This window comes from Micromonospora sp. WMMD967 (assembly GCF_029626165.1).
In the GTDB taxonomy this organism is placed as follows: Bacteria; Actinomycetota; Actinomycetes; order Mycobacteriales; family Micromonosporaceae; genus Micromonospora; species Micromonospora taraxaci.
This window is the reverse complement of the sequence record NZ_JARUBK010000001.1, coordinates 171994-191094: the sequence shown is the minus strand read 5'-3', so window position 1 is coordinate 191094 and position 19101 is coordinate 171994. Positions and strand designations below refer to the sequence as shown.

Annotated in this window: 17 protein-coding genes; 7 read left to right on the top strand and 10 right to left on the bottom strand. The window is 70.5% G+C overall.

Annotation, left to right across the window (positions count from 1 at the left end):
- A complete protein-coding gene (gene sucD, locus O7631_RS00910) occupies positions 1 to 888 on the top strand; it encodes a succinate--CoA ligase subunit alpha (protein ID WP_269682385.1) in 888 nt (295 codons plus the stop codon).
- Between the two features lie 64 nt (positions 889 to 952).
- Here the strand turns inward: sucD and O7631_RS00905 are convergent, their stop codons facing one another.
- A complete protein-coding gene (locus O7631_RS00905) occupies positions 953 to 1219 on the bottom strand; it encodes a DUF4190 domain-containing protein (RefSeq protein ID WP_145778990.1) in 267 nt (88 codons plus the stop codon).
- 552 nt (positions 1220 to 1771) lie between these two features.
- Here O7631_RS00905 and O7631_RS00900 point away from each other — a divergent pair.
- A complete protein-coding gene (locus O7631_RS00900) occupies positions 1772 to 3061 on the top strand; it encodes a DUF6350 family protein (RefSeq protein ID WP_278142609.1) in 1290 nt (429 codons plus the stop codon).
- A 55-nt stretch (positions 3062 to 3116) separates the two neighbouring features.
- Here the strand turns inward: O7631_RS00900 and O7631_RS00895 are convergent, their stop codons facing one another.
- Positions 3117 to 3617, bottom strand: a complete 501-nt coding sequence (locus O7631_RS00895; RefSeq protein ID WP_269682387.1) for a DUF4190 domain-containing protein — start codon at positions 3615 to 3617, stop codon at positions 3117 to 3119.
- Between the two features lie 272 nt (positions 3618 to 3889).
- Between O7631_RS00895 and purN the strand changes: the two genes are divergently transcribed.
- Both purN and purH read left to right on the top strand, forming a co-directional pair.
- Positions 3890 to 4510, top strand: coding sequence for a phosphoribosylglycinamide formyltransferase (purN, locus tag O7631_RS00890; protein ID WP_278142608.1), 621 nt, complete (start codon positions 3890 to 3892; stop codon positions 4508 to 4510).
- The gene (gene purH, locus O7631_RS00885) at positions 4507 to 6078 is read left to right on the top strand and encodes a bifunctional phosphoribosylaminoimidazolecarboxamide formyltransferase/IMP cyclohydrolase (protein ID WP_278142607.1); all 1572 of its coding nucleotides are present in this window, start codon (positions 4507 to 4509) and stop codon (positions 6076 to 6078) included. The genes purN and purH overlap by 4 nt, the downstream gene beginning before the upstream one ends.
- A gap of 159 nt (positions 6079 to 6237) precedes the next feature.
- On the opposite strand, the gene O7631_RS00880 is transcribed toward purH, so the two are convergent.
- The 5 genes from O7631_RS00880 to O7631_RS00860 all read right to left on the bottom strand — a co-directional run bounded on the left by O7631_RS00880 (position 6238) and on the right by O7631_RS00860 (position 12118).
- Positions 6238 to 7278, bottom strand: coding sequence for a dipeptide ABC transporter ATP-binding protein (locus tag O7631_RS00880; protein ID WP_278142606.1), 1041 nt, complete (start codon positions 7276 to 7278; stop codon positions 6238 to 6240).
- Complete coding sequence (locus O7631_RS00875) at positions 7259 to 8290, bottom strand: ABC transporter ATP-binding protein (RefSeq protein ID WP_088987683.1); 1032 nt, start codon at positions 8288 to 8290, stop codon at positions 7259 to 7261. Before O7631_RS00875 ends, O7631_RS00880 begins: the two co-directional genes overlap by 20 nt.
- 64 nt (positions 8291 to 8354) lie before the next feature.
- A complete protein-coding gene (locus tag O7631_RS00870) occupies positions 8355 to 9311 on the bottom strand; it encodes an ABC transporter permease (protein WP_269682390.1) in 957 nt (318 codons plus the stop codon).
- Positions 9312 to 9380: 69 nt separating this feature from the next.
- Entirely contained in the window at positions 9381 to 10319 is a 939-nt protein-coding gene (locus O7631_RS00865; RefSeq protein WP_088987685.1) for an ABC transporter permease, read from the bottom strand.
- A gap of 197 nt (positions 10320 to 10516) precedes the next feature.
- The gene (locus O7631_RS00860) at positions 10517 to 12118 is read right to left on the bottom strand and encodes an ABC transporter substrate-binding protein (RefSeq protein ID WP_278142604.1); all 1602 of its coding nucleotides are present in this window, start codon (positions 12116 to 12118) and stop codon (positions 10517 to 10519) included.
- A gap of 448 nt (positions 12119 to 12566) precedes the next feature.
- Between O7631_RS00860 and O7631_RS00855 the strand changes: the two genes are divergently transcribed.
- Together O7631_RS00855 and O7631_RS00850 are read left to right on the top strand one after the other, a co-directional pair.
- Positions 12567 to 13427 carry a bifunctional methylenetetrahydrofolate dehydrogenase/methenyltetrahydrofolate cyclohydrolase gene (locus tag O7631_RS00855; RefSeq protein WP_088987687.1) on the top strand — a complete coding sequence of 287 codons (861 nt, stop codon included), beginning with the start codon at positions 12567 to 12569 and terminating at the stop codon, positions 13425 to 13427.
- A gap of 127 nt (positions 13428 to 13554) precedes the next feature.
- On the top strand, positions 13555 to 14505 hold the full coding sequence (locus O7631_RS00850) for a malate dehydrogenase (RefSeq protein WP_112583765.1): 951 nt from the start codon (positions 13555 to 13557) through the stop codon (positions 14503 to 14505).
- Positions 14506 to 14716: 211 nt separating this feature from the next.
- On the opposite strand, the gene O7631_RS00845 is transcribed toward O7631_RS00850, so the two are convergent.
- A complete protein-coding gene (locus O7631_RS00845) occupies positions 14717 to 15520 on the bottom strand; it encodes an MBL fold metallo-hydrolase (RefSeq protein WP_278142603.1) in 804 nt (267 codons plus the stop codon).
- Positions 15521 to 15657: 137 nt separating this feature from the next.
- Here O7631_RS00845 and O7631_RS00840 point away from each other — a divergent pair, with 137 nt between their 5' ends.
- Positions 15658 to 16875 carry an NADP-dependent isocitrate dehydrogenase gene (locus tag O7631_RS00840; protein ID WP_088987690.1) on the top strand — a complete coding sequence of 406 codons (1218 nt, stop codon included), beginning with the start codon at positions 15658 to 15660 and terminating at the stop codon, positions 16873 to 16875.
- Positions 16876 to 17182: 307 nt separating this feature from the next.
- On the opposite strand, the gene galT is transcribed toward O7631_RS00840, so the two are convergent.
- Both galT and O7631_RS00830 read right to left on the bottom strand, forming a co-directional pair.
- Positions 17183 to 18259: a galactose-1-phosphate uridylyltransferase gene (gene galT / locus O7631_RS00835; protein ID WP_278142602.1), complete on the bottom strand. Its 1077-nt coding sequence runs from the start codon at positions 18257 to 18259 to the stop codon at positions 17183 to 17185.
- The gene (locus O7631_RS00830; protein WP_278142601.1) at positions 18259 to 19080 is read right to left on the bottom strand and encodes a DeoR/GlpR family DNA-binding transcription regulator; all 822 of its coding nucleotides are present in this window, start codon (positions 19078 to 19080) and stop codon (positions 18259 to 18261) included. Before O7631_RS00830 ends, galT begins: the two co-directional genes overlap by 1 nt.
- Between the last annotated feature and the right edge of the window lie 21 nt (positions 19081 to 19101).

Genomic DNA, 19101 nt, shown 5'->3' with positions numbered 1-19101 from the left:
ATGGCTATCTGGCTGACCAAGGACTCGAAGGTCATCGTCCAGGGGATGACCGGCTCCGAGGGTTCCAAGCACACCCGGCGAATGCTCGCCGCCGGCACCAACGTGGTGGGCGGCGTCAACCCGCGCAAGGCGGGTCAGACTGTCGACTTCGACGGCACCGAACTGCCGGTCTTCGCGTCCGTCGCGGACGCGATGGCCGAGACCGGGGCCGACGTCACTGTCATCTTCGTGCCGCCGCAGTTCACCAAGGCCGCCGTGGTCGAGGCGATCGACGCCGCGATCCCGCTGGCTGTGGTGATCACCGAGGGCGTGCCGGTGCACGACACCGCCGCGTTCTGGGCGTACAACGTGGCGCAGGGCGAGCGGACCCGGATCATCGGGCCGAACTGCCCGGGCATCGCCTCGCCCGGCGCGTCCAACGCCGGCATCATCCCGGCCGACATCACCGGCTCCGGTCGGATCGGCCTGGTCAGCAAGAGCGGCACGCTGACCTACCAGATGATGTACGAGCTGCGCGACATCGGCTTCTCCACCTGCGTCGGCATCGGCGGTGACCCGATCATCGGGACCACCCACATCGACGCCCTGGCGGCGTTCGAGGCCGACCCGGACACCGACGCCATCGTGATGATCGGTGAGATCGGTGGCGACGCCGAGGAACGGGCCGCCGAGTTCATCAAGAGCAACGTCACCAAGCCGGTGGTCGGCTACATCGCCGGCTTCACCGCTCCGCCCGGCAAGACCATGGGCCACGCCGGGGCGATCATCTCCGGTTCGGCCGGCACCGCCGAGGCGAAGCAGGCGGCGCTGGAGGCTGTCGGCGTCAAGGTCGGCAAGACGCCGACCGAGACCGCGAAGCTCATGCGGGAGATCATGTCCGGCAACTGAGCCGGCACGGCAACAGCGAAGGGGGTCGACCGGAACCGGTCGGCCCCCTTCGTCGTGCGGAGAGTCAGTCGTTGTTCCAGAACGGGTAGTTGCCGGTGAGCCGCAGGATCGAGCCACCGATGATGTTGATCACGCCGAACACGATGGCGAGGTAGCCGAGCACCGGCGACTGCCCGTTGCGCCGCGCGTCGCGGATGGACAGATAGCCGAAGATGATGCCGAGGATGCCGCAGCAGATCAGACCCAGCACGATGCCGAGCACGCCCCAGAGGGTCGTCCGGTCCCGTCCCCGTGCCGGTGGGGGCGGGGGCGGCGGGTATGCGGTCGTCACAGCGTCCTCCGGCGGTCGTGGGCGGGAACCGACCCGGGCCGCGACCGGCGGGCCCGACCCGGGTGGCGGCGGGTCGCGCCCCCTCAGGGCCGAGGCTAGACCGGACCGGGTGACCTGGACGCCGGTTCGGTGAACTCGCCGCCTCGGTGGCGCAACGGCAGTAGGCACAGCCGGCGCGTCCCCACGGCCGCGCTCCGCCCGCCGCGCTCCGCCCGCGCCCGAACGTGGTCACCAAGATCCGCGCAACATCAGGGATGCTGGTGTCTCCTGCGTGTCTGAGGCAGCAACATCCCCGATGTTGTGAGGATCTTGGGCGCGGGGCGCGGGGCGCGGGGCGCGGGGCGCGGGGCGCGGGGCGCGGGGCGCGGGGCGCGGGGCGCGGGGCGCGGGGCGCGGGGCGCGGGGCGCGGGGCGCGGGGCGCGGGGCGCGGGGGCGCGGGGCTTGTCGGATGGCGGCCCGGACGTCGCCTCGACCCGATCGCCCTTATGAAACGCGCCCTAGGAGGCGTTAACGGACTGCCACCGCCCGCGCGACGTGCCAGAGTAGAGCGGATGTCCCCCGTCACCCCTGACCGTCCCAGCCGTCCCGGCGGTGTGAGCGCCGACGACCGGCCGGTCAACCGTGCCGCGCCGTCCCGGCGGGTGCCCGCGCCCCGCGCGGGCGGGTCGCCGCGCGGACGTGCGCCGTTGCCGGTCGCCGCCGGGGTGGCGGCCGGCTGGGCCGCCCTCACCTCCTACCTGCCGGTCGCCATCGTGCTCGGTCTGGTCCAGCTCGGCACCGACTCGACCACCCTGGTCGGCACCCTGCGCACGGCGCTGGCCGGGTGGCTGCTCGGTCACGGGGTGCCGCTGCACACCGAGTCCGGTCCGCTCGGGCTCGCCCCGCTGGCGCTGACCGTGCTCGCGCTCTGGCGGCTGACCCGGGCCGGGGTTCACGTCAGTCGCGCGATCGGCGCCCGGGACACCCGTTCACCGCGCCGAGCGCTGCTCGCCGCGGGTGCGGTCGGCATCGCGTACGCGCTGCTCGGCGTGCTCGCGGCGGTGCTGGTCGGCGCCGGTGGGCCGGACGTGTCAGTGATCCGGGCGGGTGCCATGTTCGCGGTGGTCGGCACGCTCGCCGCCCTGGTCGGCGCCACCCGGATCACCGCTGTGACCCGGGTGCTCGTCGCCCGGATGCCCGGCCCGGTCCGGGACGGCGTGCGCACCGGCCTGGTGGCGGGGCTGCTGCTGCTCGGCGCGGGCGCGGGTGCGGCCGGCCTGGCGGTGGCCACCGGCGGCGGCGACGCGGCGGACATGATCGGGGCGTACCGGACGGGGGTCGCCGGTCAGGCGGGGATCACCCTGGTCAGCGTCGCGTACGCGCCGAACGCGGCGATCTGGTCGACCAGCTATCTCCTCGGGCCGGGCTTCGCGGTCGGCACCGACACCGCGGTTCGTACCAGTGAGGTGTCGGTCGGCGCGTTGCCGGCAGTGCCTCTGCTCGCCGGCCTGCCGCGCGGCCCGGTGGACGGCTTCGGCGCGCTCCTGCTCGCGGTGCCGGTGCTGGCCGGGATGGTCGGTGGCTGTCTGCTGGCCCGCCGGGTGGCCCGACTCGCCGGGCCGGAGCGGGCGCCGCAGCGCTGGGTTGAGGTGCTGACGCCGGCAGCGTTGGCCGGGCCGGTGGCCGGCGTGCTGCTCGGGCTGGTCGCCGCGGTTTCCGGCGGGCCGCTGGGCGCCGGACGGCTGGCGGAGGTCGGGCCGGTGGGCTGGCAGGTAGGTGCGGTGGCGGCCGTCGTCATCGCGGTCGGCGCGCTGCTCGGCGCTGCCGCCACCCGAGCGCTCACCCGCGCACCCGCCCAGTAGACGAGCCCGGGGCGCCCCGGACGGAATCCGGAACGCCCCGTAGCTGCGGGATGCGTCAGGGGTTGGTCGGCAGGCCGACGTTCAGCGCGACGCTCAGGATGATCGAGATGATGCCGAGCGCGACACCGACGGCGCCACAGATCAGGCCGGCCTTGGCCTGCCCGGCGTTGCTCGCCTGCCCCTGCGCCGCCTTCTGCCGGCCCAGGTAGCCGGTCACCGCACCACCGATGCCGACCGGGATGCCCAGCAACGGGCAGCAGGCCAGCGGGATCGACGCGATACCGAGGATCAGCGCCACCAGACCCAGGGTGTTGTTCTGCCCCTGGCCCTGCGGGTAGCCGGCGTTCGGGTACGTCGGACCGCCCCCGTACTGCGGCTGCTGCTGGCCGTACGGGTCCTGGTACGGCTGCTGCTGGCCGTAGGGCTGACCGGACGTCGGCTGCTGACCGTACGGGGCGGCCGGCGGCTGGCCGTACGGGTTCTGCGGCGGCTGGGGCGCGGTCGGGTCGTTGGGCTGCTGGCCGTACGGGTCCTGGCCGGGGTTACCGGGTTGCATTCACAAGCTCCTTGAACTGGTTCCGTCAGTTACCACTGTTGTTTCCACCCATGATCGCTGTCACTCCTCGGAATGCACAGCGCGGGATCACGACGACATCACCACGGTGCTGTCGATCGACGACTGCCGTTGACCGATCAGTGCTGGCGTGGACCGGCGCGGCTTTCGGCCGAGCGAGCGGCAGCGTACCGGGTCGATGCACGCCGACGCTGGCAAAGATCGGCGCGCCGCCCAGCCGAAGGGCGTCCTGACCTGCCCGATAGGGTGGCCCGGTGACCGAGCCCGCGCCTGTCGCCCGCATCGTCGTCCTCGTCTCCGGCTCCGGGAGCAACCTCCAGTCGCTGCTGGACGCCGCCGCCGACCCCGCGTACGGCGCACAGGTCGTCGCGGTCGGCGCGGACCGCGACGGCATCGCGGGCCTGGACCGTGCCGAAGCCGCCGGGGTGCCGACCTTCGTCGAGCGGGTCCGTGACCACGACACGCGGGAGGACTGGGACCGGGCGCTCACCGTGCACGTCGCGAAGCACCAACCCGACCTGGTCATCTCCGCCGGTTTCCTCAAGCTGGTCGGGCCGCACTTCCTGGCCGCCTTCGGCGACCGGTACCTGAACACCCACAACACCCTGCTGCCGGCGTTTCCCGGCATCCACGGCCCGCGTGACGCGCTCGCCTACGGCGTGAAGCTCACCGGTGCCACCCTCTTCTTCGTCGACGCCGGTATGGACACCGGGCCGATCGTCGCGCAGGTGGCGGTGCCGGTGCTCGACGACGACGACGTGGACACGCTCACCGAGCGCATCAAGGAAGCCGAGCGGCGACAGCTCGTCGAGCAGGTCGGCCGTCTGGTCCGCGAAGGTTGGACCATCACCGGAAGGAAGGTCACGGTTCCGTGAGTCCCACTCAGGACGGGCGCCGCCCGATCAGGCGGGCGCTGGTCAGCGTCTACGACAAGACCGGGCTGGTCGAGTTGGCCCAGGCCCTGCACGCCGCCGGTGTGGAGATCGTGTCCACCGGCAGCACGGCGGGCACCATCGCCGCCGCCGGTGTGCCGGTGACGCCGGTGGAGACGGTGACCGGGTTCCCCGAGGTGCTCGACGGCCGGGTGAAGACCCTGCACCCGAAGGTGCACGCCGGCCTCCTGGCCGACCTGCGCAAGGACACGCACGTCACGCAGCTCGACGAGCTGGGGGTGGCGGCGTTCGACCTGCTGGTCTCCAACCTCTACCCGTTCCAGGCGACCGTCGCGTCCGGCGCCGGGGTCGAGGAGTGCGTGGAGCAGATCGACATCGGTGGCCCGGCCATGGTGCGGGCTGCCGCCAAGAACCACGCTTCGGTCGCGGTGCTCACCGACCCGGCCGGTTACCCGGCGCTGCTCGGCGCGCTCGACGAGGGCGGTTTCACTCTGGCCCAGCGCCGTGCGCTGGCGGCCCGGGCGTTCGCCGACATCGCCGAGTACGACGTGGCCGTCGCGCAGTGGTGCGCCCGGGAGCTGGCCCCGGCCGACGACACCTGGCCGGCGTTCGCCGGGTCGGCGCTGCGCAAGTCGACGGTGCTGCGCTACGGCGAGAACCCGCACCAGCCGGCCGCGCTCTACACCGACCCGGACGCCCCGGCGGGGTTGGCCCAGGCCGAGCAGCTGCACGGCAAGGAGATGTCGTACAACAACTACGTCGACGCGGACGCCGCGTGGCGTGCCGCGAACGACTTCGCCGACCAGCCGGCGGTGGCGATCATCAAGCACGCGAACCCGTGCGGCATCGCGGTCGGCGTGGACGTCGCCGAGGCGCACCGCCGGGCGCACGCCTGCGATCCGGTGTCGGCGTTCGGCGGCGTCATCGCTGTCAACCGCCCGGTCTCGGTCGAGCTGGCCCGGCAGGTCGCGGACATCTTCACCGAGGTGGTCGTCGCCCCCGGCTTCGACGAGGGCGCGGTCGAGGTGTTGCAGGGCAAGAAGAACATCCGGCTGCTGCGCGCGCCGGCCTGGACTCCGGCGACTGTCGAGTGGCGGCCGGTGACCGGTGGCGTGCTGACCCAGGTCGCGGACCGGGTGGACGCCCCTGGTGACGACCCGTCGAACTGGCAGTTGGCGACCGGCGAGGCCGCTGACGAGGAGCTGCTGCGTGACCTGGCGTTCGCCTGGCGGGCGGTGCGCGCGGTGAAGAGCAACGCGATCCTGCTCGCCAAGGACGGTGCCACCGTCGGCGTGGGCATGGGTCAGGTCAACCGGGTGGATTCGGCGCAGCTCGCGGTGAGCCGGGCCGGCGCCGACCGGGCCCGGGGTTCGGTGGCCGCGTCGGACGCGTTCTTCCCGTTCGCCGACGGTCCGCAGATCCTCATCGACGCCGGCGTGCGCGCCATCGTGCAGCCCGGTGGCTCGATCCGCGACGAAGAGGTCATCGAAGCCGCGCGCAAGGCCAACGTGACGATGTACCTGACCGGAACCCGCCACTTCTTCCACTAACCCAGCCCCAGCCCCAGCCGCGCCCCCTGTCGCGGCCCTCTGTCGCGGTCGATCATGGAGTTGTGGTGCCCCACAAAAGGGGCGCAGGCCGGCAAACCGGCCACCACAACTCCATGATCGACCCCAGCGGGCGGGGCGGGGCGGGGGCGGGGTTGCGGGTCAGGCTGTGGGGAGGGTGGGACGGAGTTCGGCGAAGTGGCAGGCGGACGGGTGCGGGTCCGCTGCCCTCGGGACCGTAGCGGGGTCCTCCGCCGCGCAGATCTCCTGGGCCTTCCAGCAGCGGGTGCGGAAGTGGCACCCGCTCGGCGGGTCGGCCGGGCTGGGCACGTCCCCGACCAGCCGGATCATGGTGCGCTGCTCGCGGGCCGCCGGGTCCGGCACCGGCACGGCGGAGAGCAGAGCCTGGGTGTACGGATGGGTGGCCCGCTCGTAGATCTCGTCCTCGGTGCCGATCTCCACGATCCGACCGAGGTACATCACCGCCACCCGGTCGGCGATGTGCCGCACCACCGACAGGTCGTGGGCGATGAAGATGTACGACAGCCCCAGCTCGTCCTGCAACTGCTTGAGCAGGTTGATCACCTGGGCCTGGATGGAGACGTCCAGCGCGGACACCGGCTCGTCGCAGACGATCACGTCGGGCCGCAGCGCGAGCGCCCGGGCGATGCCGATGCGCTGACGCTGACCGCCGGAGAACTGGTGCGGGTACCGGTTGATGTGCTCCGGGTTGAGCCCGACCAGGTCCAACAGCTCCTGGACACGCCGCTGCTTGCTGCCCTTGGGGGCGGCGTCCGGGTGGATCTCGAACGGCTCGCCGATGATGTCGCCGACGGTCATCCGCGGGTTCAGCGAGGTGTACGGGTCCTGCATCACCATCTGCATGTTGCGGCGCACCCGACGCAACTCGCCACCGGAGGCCTTGAACAGGTCCCTGCCCTCCAGGGTGGCACTTCCCGAGGTGGGCGTCTCCAGCCGCATCAGCAGCCGGGCGAGGGTGGACTTGCCGCAGCCGGACTCGCCGACGACACCCAGTGTCTCGCCGCGACGCAGCTCGAAGCTCACCCCGTCGACGGCCTTGACCGCGCCGACCTGCCGCTGGAACAGCACGCCCTGGGTGATCGGGAAGTGCTTGACCAGGTTGTCGACGGAGAGGATGGCCTCGCCGCGGACCTTGGTGGGGTTAGCGGGCGACGCTGTCATCACGGACCTCCTGCGCGAAGTGGCAAGCGCTGGTCCGGCCGTCGCCGAGGACCAGGTCGTGCGGTACGACGTCCACGCAGACCTGCTGGACGTACGGGCACCGGGGGTGGAACGGGCAGCCGGACGGGATGCGCATCAGGTTCGGCGGCAACCCCTTGATCGTCGACAGCTCCTCGCCACGGACGTCCAGGCGCGGGATCGACTCCAACAACCCCTTGGTGTACGGGTGGGCGGGCGCCTTGTAGAGCGAGTGGACGTCGGCGTGCTCGACGATCCGACCGGCGTACATGACGGCGATCCGGTCCGCGACACCGGCGACCACACCCAGGTCGTGCGTGATCAGGATCATCGCCATGTTGAGTTCGCGGCGCAGGTCGGCCAGCAGGTCCATGATCTGGGCCTGGACGGTCACGTCGAGTGCCGTGGTGGGCTCGTCGGCGATCAACACCTTCGGGTCCAGCGCCAGCGCCATGGCGATCATGACGCGCTGCCGCATGCCCCCGGAGAACTGGTGCGGGTAGTCGCCGATGCGCTTGGCGGCACCCGGGATCTTGACGAGGTCCATCAACTCGATGGCGCGCCGCCGGGCGTCGGCCCGGGACATGCCGGCACGCTGGCGCAGCGTCTCGCCGATCTGCCAGCCGACCGGGAACACCGGGTTCAGGGCGGAGAGCGCGTCCTGGAAGATCATCGCGATCTCCTTGCCGCGTACCTGCCGACGCTGCTCCTCGGATTGGGTGAGCAGGTCCTGACCCTGGTAGAGGATCTGGCCGGAGCGGACGAAGGCGGGCGGGGTGTCCAGGATGCCCATGATCGCCTGGGCGGTGACCGACTTGCCCGAGCCGGACTCGCCGAGCACGGCAAGCGTCTCGCCGGCGTCCAGGTGGTACGACACGCCGTTGATCACCCGGGCCACACCCTCGTTGGTGCGGAACTCGACGTGCAGGTCCCGCAACTCCAGCAGGTGGCCGCCCTCGGGAGTGGCGGAGGCCGGCGTGGGTTGGACGGTCATGACTGTGCCTGCCTTTCGCTCGCGACTGCGGGGCTCGCTTCGCTCACTCCTCGCGCTCGCATAATCACCGCAGCTTCGGGTCGAAGGCGTCACGGATCGCGTCGCCGAGCATGATGAACGCCAGCACGGTCAGCGCGAGGAACGCCGACGGGACGATCAACGGGGTGGCCGCCTCCCGCATGTGGATCCGGCCGGTGTCGATGTCCTGACCCCAGGAGATGGTCGGCGCCTTCAGGCCGATGCCCAGGAAGGAGAGCGTCGCCTCGGCCGCGATGAACGAGCCGAGCGCGATGGTCAACACGACGATGACCGGGGCCAGCGAGTTCGGCAGGATGTGCCGCCACATGATCCGGCTGTTGCCGGCGCCGAGCATCCGGGCCGCCGCGACGTAGTCCTGCTCCTTGGCGGTGATCACCGAGGAGCGGACCACGCGGGCGGCGGTGGTCCAGCCGAGCAGGGCCAGCACGAAGACGACAGCGCCGATCCGAGCCCACTGGCTGTCGCTGGACACCCGCTTGAGCAGCACGATCGCGGCCAGCAGCAGCGGAATGCCGAGCACCACGTCGATCACCCGGGACAGCACCGCGTCGACCCACTTGCCGAAGTAACCGGCCAGCATGCCGATCACCAGGGCGATGATCCCGGTGCCGAGCGCGGCGAGCGCGCCGACCAGCAGCGAGGCGCGGGTGCCGTAGACCGCCCGGGAGTACGTGTCGCAGCCCTGGAAGTCGTACCCGAAGATGGCCCCGCCGGACGGCCCGGCGTGCTGCCGGGACAGCAGGCAGTCGTTCGGGTTGTTGGCGGTGAACACGCCGGGGAACAGAGCCATCAGCGTGAAGATGACGACCAGCGCCAGCGAGATCCAGAAGATCGGGTTGCGGCGCAGGTCGCGCCAGGCGTCTCCGGCCAGGCTGCGCGGCTTGTTCGGAGCGCCGACCTGGTTGGGGGTGCCCGGCTCGCCCGAGGGGCCACGTCGTGCGGCCTGGTTCTCGCTGGCCGCCACAGTTTCAAAATCACTCATGCCCGCACCTCGCTGCGCTCAGCGCCGGCATGAGTGCCGGGCGCTGCGCTGATCATTCGTTCGCTGCGCTCACTCATAGCGGATCCTCGGGTCGAGTACGGCGTACAGGACGTCAACCACCAGGTTCGAGATCAGGTAGACCACGACGAGCACGCTGACGATGCCCACCACCAGCGGGCCGTCCTCGGTGCGGATGCCCCGGAAGAGGTTGAAGCCCACGCCGGGAATGTTGAAGACGCCCTCGGTGATGATCGCGCCGCTCATCAGGTTGCCCAGCTCCACACCGAGGAAGGTGATGACCGGGATGAGCGAGTTACGCAGCACGTGGACGATGACGATGCGGCGCTTGACCAGGCCCTTCGACCGGGCGGTCCGGACGTAGTCCGCGCGCAGGTTCTCCGCCACCGAGGCGCGGGTGAGGCGCAACGCGGTGGCCAGCGACAGCGAGCCGAGCACGATGCCCGGCAGCAGGAGCGCGTAGAAGGAGGGGTCGGACCCGGCGGTGGGAGGGAAGAGCTGCCACTTGACGCCCAGGAAGAACTGCGCCAGCGGTGCCAGCACGATGGTCGGGATACCCAGCACCAGCAGGGTCAGCACCAGCGTCGAGTTGTCGAAGATGCTGGCCCGGCGGATGCCGGCGACCACCCCGGCGCTGACCCCGAAGATGATCGCCACGGCGAGCGCGATGAGCGCGAGCCGTACGGTGACCGGCCAGGCCTGTTCGAGGATGTCGCCGATGTTCCGGCCGGTGAGCGATTCGCCCAGGTTGCCCTGGAGCAGGTTCTTCACGTAGTCGAAGTAGCGGTAGAAGAAGCCGCCGACACCGGTGGCGTCCAGGTGGTACTTCTCGGTCAGGTAGGCCCGTTGGGCTGGCGTCACCGGCCGCTCACCGGCGAGCGCCTGGATCGGGTCGCCCTGCCCGGCGAATGTCAGCGCGTAGACGATCAGGGTGGTCCCGAAGAACGCCAGGACCATCTGCAGTAGGCGCCGCAAGATGTAGCGGAACATGCTTAGCAGTCTCTCCGGAAATGTGCGAAAGGGTCGCAGGACGGCATCTCTGGTCGTACCCGAAATGTCAGAGACGTGCCGTCCGGCCCGGGGGAGCCGGCACCACCGGGCCGGACGCGCTGCTGCGGTCCGGCCCCCGGTGGTGCGGTCCGGGCCACCCGGGCATCGTCGCCCGGGTGGCCCGCACTCTGGTCAGCTCAGCTGGCCGCTTCGATCTTGACGAGGTTGACCCGCTGGAACAGGTCCATCTCCACGTTCTTGACCTTGGACGAGTGGCCGAACACGTTCTCGCCGAAGCGGAGCGGGATCACCGGCATGTCCTTGGCCAGGATGTCCTCCGCCTGCTGGTACTTGGCGATCGCCTCGTCCTGCGTCTTGGCGGCGGAACCCTCCTTGACCAGCTTGTCGAACTCCGGGTTGCTGTAGCCGTAGTAGTTCGACGAGCCGTTCGTGCTGTACAGCGGGCCGAGGTAGTCCTCCATGGTCGGGTAGTCCATGACCCAACCCATCCGGAACGCACCCACCGGCGTCTTCTTCTCGACCTTGGTGAGCAGGTCGGCGAACTTCGGCTCGGCCGAGCCCACGGCGTCCACGCCCAGGTTGGCCTTGAGCTGGTTGACAGTGGCGTCGACCCAGTCCTTGTGACCGCCGTCGCCGTTGTAGGAGATGACGATCTTCGCAGGACCACCGGCGGCCTGGTAGAGCTTCTTGGCCTCGGTCGGGTTGAACTCGCCCGACTTGCCGGTGGTGTCGTCCCGGAAGCCCGGCAGCACCGGCGAGACGAAGGAGCGCGCCGGCGTCTGCGAGCCCTTGAAGACCGACTTGGTGATCTCGTCACGGTCGATCGCCATCGAGATGGCCTTGCGGACGTCCGGGTTGCTGTAGTCCTTGTCGAACGTCGGGAACGCCAGGAACTGGAACGACGACATCGGGCTGGTCTTGTACCGGTCACCCAGGTCGCTCGGCGCGGTGCTCAGGCTCTCGGTCGGGATCGTCGGCAGCACGTCCAGGTTGTCCGCCAGGACGTCCGCGTACGCCGCGGTGAGCTGCTGGTAGATCCGGAACTCGACGTTCTTCACCTTGGGCTTCTCGCCCGGGAAGGCGTCGTAACGCTCGACCTCGATCTTGCTGTCGTGCTGCCAGGTGCCCTTCATCTTGAAGGGGCCCTGCCCGATCGGAGCCTGCTCGTAGGAGTCCTTGAGCACGCCCGGAGCCGAGAACGCGGCGTCCGGCATCGGGAAGAACGCGTTGTAGCCCAACGTGGTCTTGAAGTCGATGTACGGCTCGCTGAGCGTCACGGTGAAGGTGAGGTCGTCGACCTTCTTCAGGCCGGACATCTCCTTGGCCTTCGGCTCCTTGCCCTGCAGGTCCGCGTAACCAGCGATCTTCTCGAAGAACGGGTTGGTGTCCTGGCCGTTGGGGGCGTACGCGCCGTAGTTCCAGGCGTTGATGTAGTCCTCGGCCGTGACCTTCTCACCGTTGTGGAAGGTGTAGCCGTCCTTGAGCTTGATCGTCCAGACCTTGTTGTCGGTCGAGGTGACCGACTCAGCCGCGACCTCGTACGGCTTGTTCTGGGCGTCGTAGTCGACGAGCGGGCTGAACAGGCCGGCGATGACCTGAGAGCCGGACGTCTCGGTGGTGTTGGTCGGAACCAGGTGCTTCGGCTCGGCGATCTGGATGCTGACCACCGAACTGTCGCTGCCACCGGAACCACCGTCGCCGCCGCTGCCGCAGGCCGCGAGGCCCAGCGTCACCGCGAGCGGGAGGGCGGTCCAGGCGGCGAGTCTACGAACTCGCATTGAGCCTCCTCATCTCCTCACGCTGCGCAGTCAGGCCCGACGCTGGGTTTACGCTGCGCAACAAGCGGTAACGGTAGGTCGGCGGCGAGGCTTCGACAACGGCGCGGTTGCGGGTGGGTAACGGTCTGAGGTCGAACCCCTTGTCGAAGGGCTTCCCCGCTGCTACGTCAAACCGTGCGAAACGTCATCTGGCTGCAAAGATGTCGCTGCCTTCGGGCCCCGTCGTGGCGCTCTGGCTGGCGATGTCTCCTGCTGGAGTATCCGTCCGCTGTTGGCCCACCACGATCGGCCTGTCTGGTTCGACGGTGACCGGATGAACAGAAGTTCACTCAGAGTGACTAGAGACACGTCACAGATCGTCACTTTTGCTAATAATGATCAAGGGGCCGGCGGGCCGGCCGATCGAGGTCGTCGGAACCCCGGGCGGAGGTCGTGAGACGATCTGGGCGTGACGGCGACGCTTCTGGACGGCAAGGCAACCGCGGCGGAGATCAAGGACGAGCTGCGAATTCGGGTGAAGGCACTCGCGGAACGCGGCATCACCCCCGGGCTGGGCACGGTCCTGGTCGGGTCGGACCCGGGCAGTCAGGCGTACGTCAACGGCAAGCACCGTGACTGCGCCGAGGTGGGCATCGCCTCGATCCGCCGGGAGCTGCCGGCCGACGCCACCCAGCAGCAGGTCGACGACGTGATCGCCGAGCTGAACGCCGACCCGGCGTGCCACGGCTACATCGTGCAGCTGCCGCTGCCCGCCCACCTCGACACCCAGCGCGTGCTGGAGCTGATCGACCCGGACAAGGACGCCGACGGCCTGCACCCGGTCAACCTGGGTCGGCTCGTCCTCGGCTACGACGGCCCGCTGCCCTGCACCCCGCGCGGCATCGTCGAACTGCTCCGCCGCCACGACGTGGCACTGCGCGGCGCCACCGTCGCCGTCGTCGGCCGGGGCAACACCGTCGGCCGCCCGCTCGGCCTGCTGCTCACCAGGCGCTCCGAGAACGCCACAGTCACCCTCTGCCACACCGGCACCCTCGACCTCGCCTCGCACACCCGGGCCGCCGACATCGTCATCGTCGCGGCCGGCGTACCAGGGCTGCTCACCGCCGACATGATCAACCCGGGCGCGGTCGTCGTGGACGTCGGCATCACGCGGGTGATCGGCGCGGACGGCAAGGGCCGCTACACCGGCGACGTGGACCCGGAGGTGGCCGAGACGGCCGGCGCGCTGGTCCCGATGCCCGGCGGTGTCGGGCCGATGACCCGGGCCATGCTGCTCAGCAACGTGGTGGAGCGCGCGGAACGCGGCTGAACCGCGCGCCCGGCGACACCGGTGACGTTCGCCCCATCCCGGCGATGCCCGCCGCCCCTGGCCTGATCGGTGCCAGGATGACTGATACGGTCCGGAAAACCGACTGGTATCAGGGAGTGGGACGACCATGGGTAAGAAGGTCACTGTCGTCGGGGCTGGCTTCTACGGCTCTACCACCGCACAGCGCCTGGCCGAGTACGACGTCTTCGACACCGTAGTGATCACCGACATCGTGGAGGGCAAGCCCGCGGGTCTCGCGCTCGACCTCAACCAGTCGCGGGCCATCGAGGGCTTCGAGACCAAGGTCGTCGGCGTGACCACCGGCCCCAACGGTGAGGGCTACGAGAGCATCGAGGGCTCCGACGTCGTCGTGATCACCGCTGGTCTGCCGCGCAAGCCCGGCATGAGCCGCATGGACCTGCTGGAGACCAACGCCAAGATCGTTCGTCAGGTCGCCGAGAACGTCGCCAAGTACGCCCCGAACGCCGTCGTCATCGTCGTCTCCAACCCGCTGGACGAGATGACCGCGCTGGCGCAGCTCGCCACCCAGTTCCCCAAGAACCGGGTGCTCGGCCAGGCCGGCATGCTCGACACCGCCCGGTTCAGCAACTTCGTCGCCGAGGCGCTCAACGTGCCGGTGGCGTCGGTACGCACGCTGACCCTGGGCTCGCACGGCGACACCATGGTGCCGGTGCCGTCGAAGAGCACGGTGAACGGCAAGCCGCTGCGCGACGCGATGCCAGCCGAGCAGATCGAGGAGCTGGTCGTCAAGACCCGCAACGGTGGCGCCGAGGTGGTCGCGCTGCTCAAGACCGGCTCGGCGTACTACGCCCCGTCGGCCGCCGCGGCCCGGATGGCGAAGGCTGTCGCCGAGGACTCCGGCGAGGTCATGCCGGTCTGCGCCTGGGTCGACGGCGAGTACGGCATCTCCGGTGTCTACCTCGGCGTCGAGGCCGAGATCGGTGCCGAGGGCGTCAAGCGGGTCGTCGAGACCGACCTGGACGCCGACGAGCGCGCCAGCCTCCTGGAGGCGGCCGAGGCCGTCCGCGCGAAGCAGGGCGACATCTCCAGCATGTAAGGCCCAAACCCAGACCCACCCGAAGGGCCCGCCGGCCAAGCCGGCGGGCCCTTCGCCGTCCCACCCACCGCCCCTCCCGCTCCCGCCCCGGGTGATCAAGAGGTTTGCGTCACCGCGCACCCGATTCTTGACGCAAACCTCTTGATCACCGCGGCGGCGGGGTGGGGCGGTGGGGTGGGGGGCGGTGGGGTCAGGGGGCGGTGGGGTGGGGTCAGGGGTGGGTGGGGGTGAAGGGGTCGCCTAGGTGGGGGGTGGCCAGCACGGTGGGGGAGTGGGTTCGGAGAGTGGTTCGGCGAGAGCGGCGGGCTTCGTCCGGGTCCTCCTCGTGGGCGTACGCCAGGTCGGGGTCGACGAGCTGCACCATGTGCACCAGCAGGTCGCCGGTGAGCAGCATCCGTTCGTCGGCCGAGGTCAGGAGCACCGATTGGTGGCCCGGGGTGTGGCCGGGAGTGGGCAGCAGGCGTACCGCCGGGGTGAGGCGCGTCTCGCCGTCGACCACCCGGAGCCGGCCGGCGGCGCGCAAGGGCGCGATCAGGCCGGCCGGCAGTCCTGGGTTGAGGGTCTGCGCCGCGTTCACCTCGGCGCGCTGCACCAGGTAGCTCGCGTTGGGGAAGTACGGCCGGCCGGGCGTGCCGGTGACGGCCCAGCCGATGTGGTCGCTGTGCAGGTGGGTCAGCACCACCGTCTCGACGTCGGCCGGGTCGATGCCGGCGGCGGCCAGCTCGGCGGGCATCCGGCCGGGCACCGGCGCCCAGCTCGCGGCCGGCGCGTCGGCCGGGCCGATGCCCGCGTCGACAAGTGTGACCGGCCCGTCGCCGGAGCGGATCGCGAAGCTGCGGAACGGTAGCCACCACTGCCCGTCGGCGGTGACCGAGGTGGGGTCGCGCCGGTCGGCCTCCGCCCACTGGGCCGCCGTGGCGTGCGGAAACGCCTCCGCGCGGGGTTGGAAGAAGGCACCCTCACCGTCGGTGAGGGCGGTAACCGTGATAGACCCGAGGGTGCGGCTCAGTGGCATCGCGTCATGATCCAGGCAGTTCCTGCGCCGCGCAGCCCGGTTTCCACCGGTCGGTCGAGGCCGGCTGGGGGCCGCCGGCCCAATTGCAGTACGCTCGTACTGCTTGAGCACGTGTCCCCCGAGAGGAGCGCCGGCCGATGGCGAAGATCAAGGTAAACAACCCGGTCGTGGAGCTCGACGGCGACGAGATGACCCGGATTATCTGGAAGCAGATCCGGGAGCAGCTGATCCTGCCCTACCTCGACGTCGACCTGCACTACTACGACCTGTCGATCCAGTACCGCGACGAGACCGACGACCAGGTCACCATCGACGCCGCCAACGCCATCAAGGAGCACGGCGTCGGCGTCAAGTGCGCGACCATCACCCCGGACGAGGCCCGGGTCGAGGAGTTCGGCCTGAAGAAGATGTGGCGGTCGCCCAACGGCACCATCCGCAACATCCTCGGCGGCGTCGTCTTCCGCGAGCCGATCATCATGTCCAACGTGCCGCGCCTGGTGCCCGGCTGGACCAAGCCGATCATCATCGGCCGGCACGCCCACGGTGACCAGTACAAGGCCACCGACTTCGTCGTCCCCGGTCCGGGCACGGTGACCATCACCTACACGCCGGCCGACGGCGGCACGCCGATGGAGATGGAGGTCGCCAACTTCCCCGGCGGCGGCATCGCCATGGGCATGTACAACTACGACGAGTCGATCCGGGACTTCGCCCGGGCGTCGTTCCGGTACGGCCTGGACCGCAACTACCCGGTCTACATGTCGACGAAGAACACCATCCTCAAGGCGTACGACGGCCGGTTCAAGGACATCTTCGCCGAGGTGTTCGAGGCCGAGTTCAAGGCCGAGTTCGACGCCGCCGGCCTCACCTACGAGCACCGGCTCATCGACGACATGGTCGCCGCCGCGCTCAAGTGGGAGGGCGGCTACGTCTGGGCCTGCAAGAACTACGACGGTGACGTGCAGTCCGACACCGTCGCGCAGGGCTTCGGCTCGCTGGGTCTGATGACCTCGGTGCTGCTCTCCCCGGACGGCCGGACCGTCGAGGCCGAGGCCGCGCACGGCACTGTCACCCGGCACTACCGGCAGTACCAGAAGGGCGAGAAGACCTCGACCAACCCGATCGCGTCGATCTACGCCTGGACCCGTGGCCTGGCCCACCGGGGCAAGCTGGACGGCACCCCGGCGGTAACCGAGTTCGCCAACACCCTGGAGCAGGTCATCGTCGACACCGTCGAGGGTGGCCAGATGACCAAGGACCTGGCGCTGCTCATCTCGCGCGACGCCCCGTGGCTGACCACCGACGAGTTCATGAACGCGCTCGACGAGAACCTTGCCCGTAAGCTCGCCGCCTGATCCAGGCGTACCGCGTCATCGGAGCCCGCCGGCCACTCGCCGGCGGGCTTCGGCGTGTCCGGCGGTGCCACGCCGACCGGCGTCACCGCCGTCGGCGCGCCTCGTTGACCAGGATGGACGAGATGCCAGTCGCGTCCAGGAAGGTTGACCACGGTCGACCTGCGGCACCCGTGCGCCGATCAGCCAGCCTTCCCGGCTGTGCCGTGCACAGCCAGCCGTCCCTTCCCTGCGGGGGGCCCTGTCCCGGGCCCCCCGCGCCCTGTTTCCCGCCCACGTCGCTCACCGCACGGCGGGGAAGCCGGGCGGCTCAGGCGGCGCGGAGCAACTCGGCGGCGCGCTCCGGGGAGATGTCGTTGATGAAGACACCCATCCCGGACTCGGAGCCCGCCAGGTACTTCAGCTTGTCCTTGGCACGTCGGATGCTGAACAGCTGCAGGTGCAGGTGGCCCAACTCCCGGTCGATCCGCACCGGCGCCTGGTGCCACGCCGAGATGTACGGCATCGGCATGTCGAACAGGCCGTCGAAGCGGCGCAGCAGGTCCAGGTAGAGCGGCCCGAAGGCGTCCCGCTCGCTGTCGCTGAGCGCCGGGATGTCCGGCACCACCCGACGCGGGGCGACGTGCACCTCGAACGGCCAGCGGGCAGCCGCCGGGACGAACGCCGTCCAGTGTTCGTTCTCGGCGACCACCCGCTCACCGGCGGCTCGCTCGGCGGCCAGCACGTCCGCGTACAGGTTGCCCCCGCCGGTCTGCTCGGCGTGCCGCCGTGCGGCGGCCAGCAACGCGCGGGTGCGCGGCGTCACGAAGGGGTACGCGTAGATCTGCCCGTGCGGGTGGTGCAGGGTGACGCCGATCTCGACCCCGCGGTTCTCGAAGCAGAAGACCTGCTCCACGCCGGGCAGCTCCCCGAGCACCTCGGTGCGGTCGGCGAGCGCGTCCAGCACGGTGCGCACCCGACGCGGCGGCAGGCTGGCGAAGGAGGCGTTGTGGTCCGAGGTGAAACACACGACCTCGCACCGCCCGAGGCCCGGCCGGACGGACGTGAACGGGGTGATCGCCCCCGGTTCGTCGGCGACCCGGCCGCTGAGCGACGGGAACCGGTTCTCGAAGACCACCACGTCGTAGTCGGGGGCGGGGATCTCGGTCAGCCGGTCGCCCACCGACGGGTCGAGCGGGCACTCGTTCGCCGGCGGCAGGAAGATGCGGGTCTGCCGGTGTACGGCGACGGCCACCCACTCGTCGGTCAGCGGGTCGTAGCGCAGCTGGGACGCGGGAGGCAGTGGTGGGAGGTCGCGGCGGTCCGGCTGGTCACGGACGGCGTCGTCGCGCTCGTCGAAGTAGATCAGCTCCCGGCCGTCGGCCAGGTCGATGGCGGTGCGCTTCACTACGCCGTCCCCTCACTCGTCGGCGTGCGCGTCGCGCGGCCCGCCCCTGTCGCCTTCACCATGATCAACTCGCCCACCTGTTCGCCGAGTACCCGTCGAGCGGGTGGTGGCAACCGGTCGTCGCTGACCAGTACGTGTGCTGCGGCCAGCTCGACGATCGAGGAGATGCCCACGGTGCCCCACTTGGTGTGGTCGGCGAGCACCACCAGTCGGTCCGCCGCGGCCACGAGCGCCCGGTCGGTCTCCGCCTCCATGAGGTTCGGGGTGGTGAAGCCGGCCCGCTCGGTGATGCCGTGGACGCCCAGGAAGAGCAGGTCCAAGTGCAGGGACCGGACCGCCCCGACCGCGAGGGGGCCGACCAACGCGTCCGACGGCGTGCGGACGCCCCCGGTGAGCACCACGGTCTGGTCCGGTCGACCTCCGGCGTGCAGGATCTCGGCCACCGGCAGCGAGTTGGTCACCACGGTCAGGCCGGGCACGTCCACCAGCCTGCGGGCCAACTCGGCGGTGGTGGTGCCGGCGGAGAGGGCGACCGCCGCGCCCGGACGGACCAGTTGGGCGGCGTGGTCCGCGATGGCGGCCTTCTCCGGCAATTGACGGACCGACTTGGCGTGGAAGCCCGGCTCGTCGGTCGCGCTCGGTTCGGCTGTCGTGGCGCCGCCGTGCACCTTGGCCAGCAGGCCGCGCTCGTGCAGCGCCTCCAGGTCGCGGCGGATGGTCATGTCGGAGACGCCGAACTCGCCGGCCAGTTCGCTGACCCGAACGCCGCCGGTCGCCCGGACCCGCTCCAGGATGGCCGCCTGCCGCTGCTGAGCGAGCAATGCCGTGCCTCCCGGGGTCAC

What these genes read in the sequence shown, in the direction of transcription:
- O7631_RS00900 (WP_278142609.1), top strand. Translation starts at nt 1,772, where the DNA reads ATGTCCCCCGTCACCCCTGACCGTCCCAGCCGTCCCGGCGGTGTGAGC.
- O7631_RS00875 (WP_088987683.1), bottom strand. Translation starts at nt 8,290, where the DNA reads ATGACCGTCCAACCCACGCCGGCCTCCGCCACTCCCGAGGGCGGCCAC.
- sucD (WP_269682385.1), top strand. Translation starts at nt 1, where the DNA reads ATGGCTATCTGGCTGACCAAGGACTCGAAGGTCATCGTCCAGGGGATG.
- O7631_RS00845 (WP_278142603.1), bottom strand. Translation starts at nt 15,520, where the DNA reads ATGCCACTGAGCCGCACCCTCGGGTCTATCACGGTTACCGCCCTCACC.
- O7631_RS00850 (WP_112583765.1), top strand. Translation starts at nt 13,555, where the DNA reads ATGGGTAAGAAGGTCACTGTCGTCGGGGCTGGCTTCTACGGCTCTACC.
- O7631_RS00870 (WP_269682390.1), bottom strand. Translation starts at nt 9,311, where the DNA reads ATGAGTGATTTTGAAACTGTGGCGGCCAGCGAGAACCAGGCCGCACGA.
- O7631_RS00865 (WP_088987685.1), bottom strand. Translation starts at nt 10,319, where the DNA reads ATGTTCCGCTACATCTTGCGGCGCCTACTGCAGATGGTCCTGGCGTTC.
- O7631_RS00880 (WP_278142606.1), bottom strand. Translation starts at nt 7,278, where the DNA reads ATGACAGCGTCGCCCGCTAACCCCACCAAGGTCCGCGGCGAGGCCATC.
- O7631_RS00895 (WP_269682387.1), bottom strand. Translation starts at nt 3,617, where the DNA reads ATGCAACCCGGTAACCCCGGCCAGGACCCGTACGGCCAGCAGCCCAAC.
- O7631_RS00840 (WP_088987690.1), top strand. Translation starts at nt 15,658, where the DNA reads ATGGCGAAGATCAAGGTAAACAACCCGGTCGTGGAGCTCGACGGCGAC.
- O7631_RS00860 (WP_278142604.1), bottom strand. Translation starts at nt 12,118, where the DNA reads ATGCGAGTTCGTAGACTCGCCGCCTGGACCGCCCTCCCGCTCGCGGTG.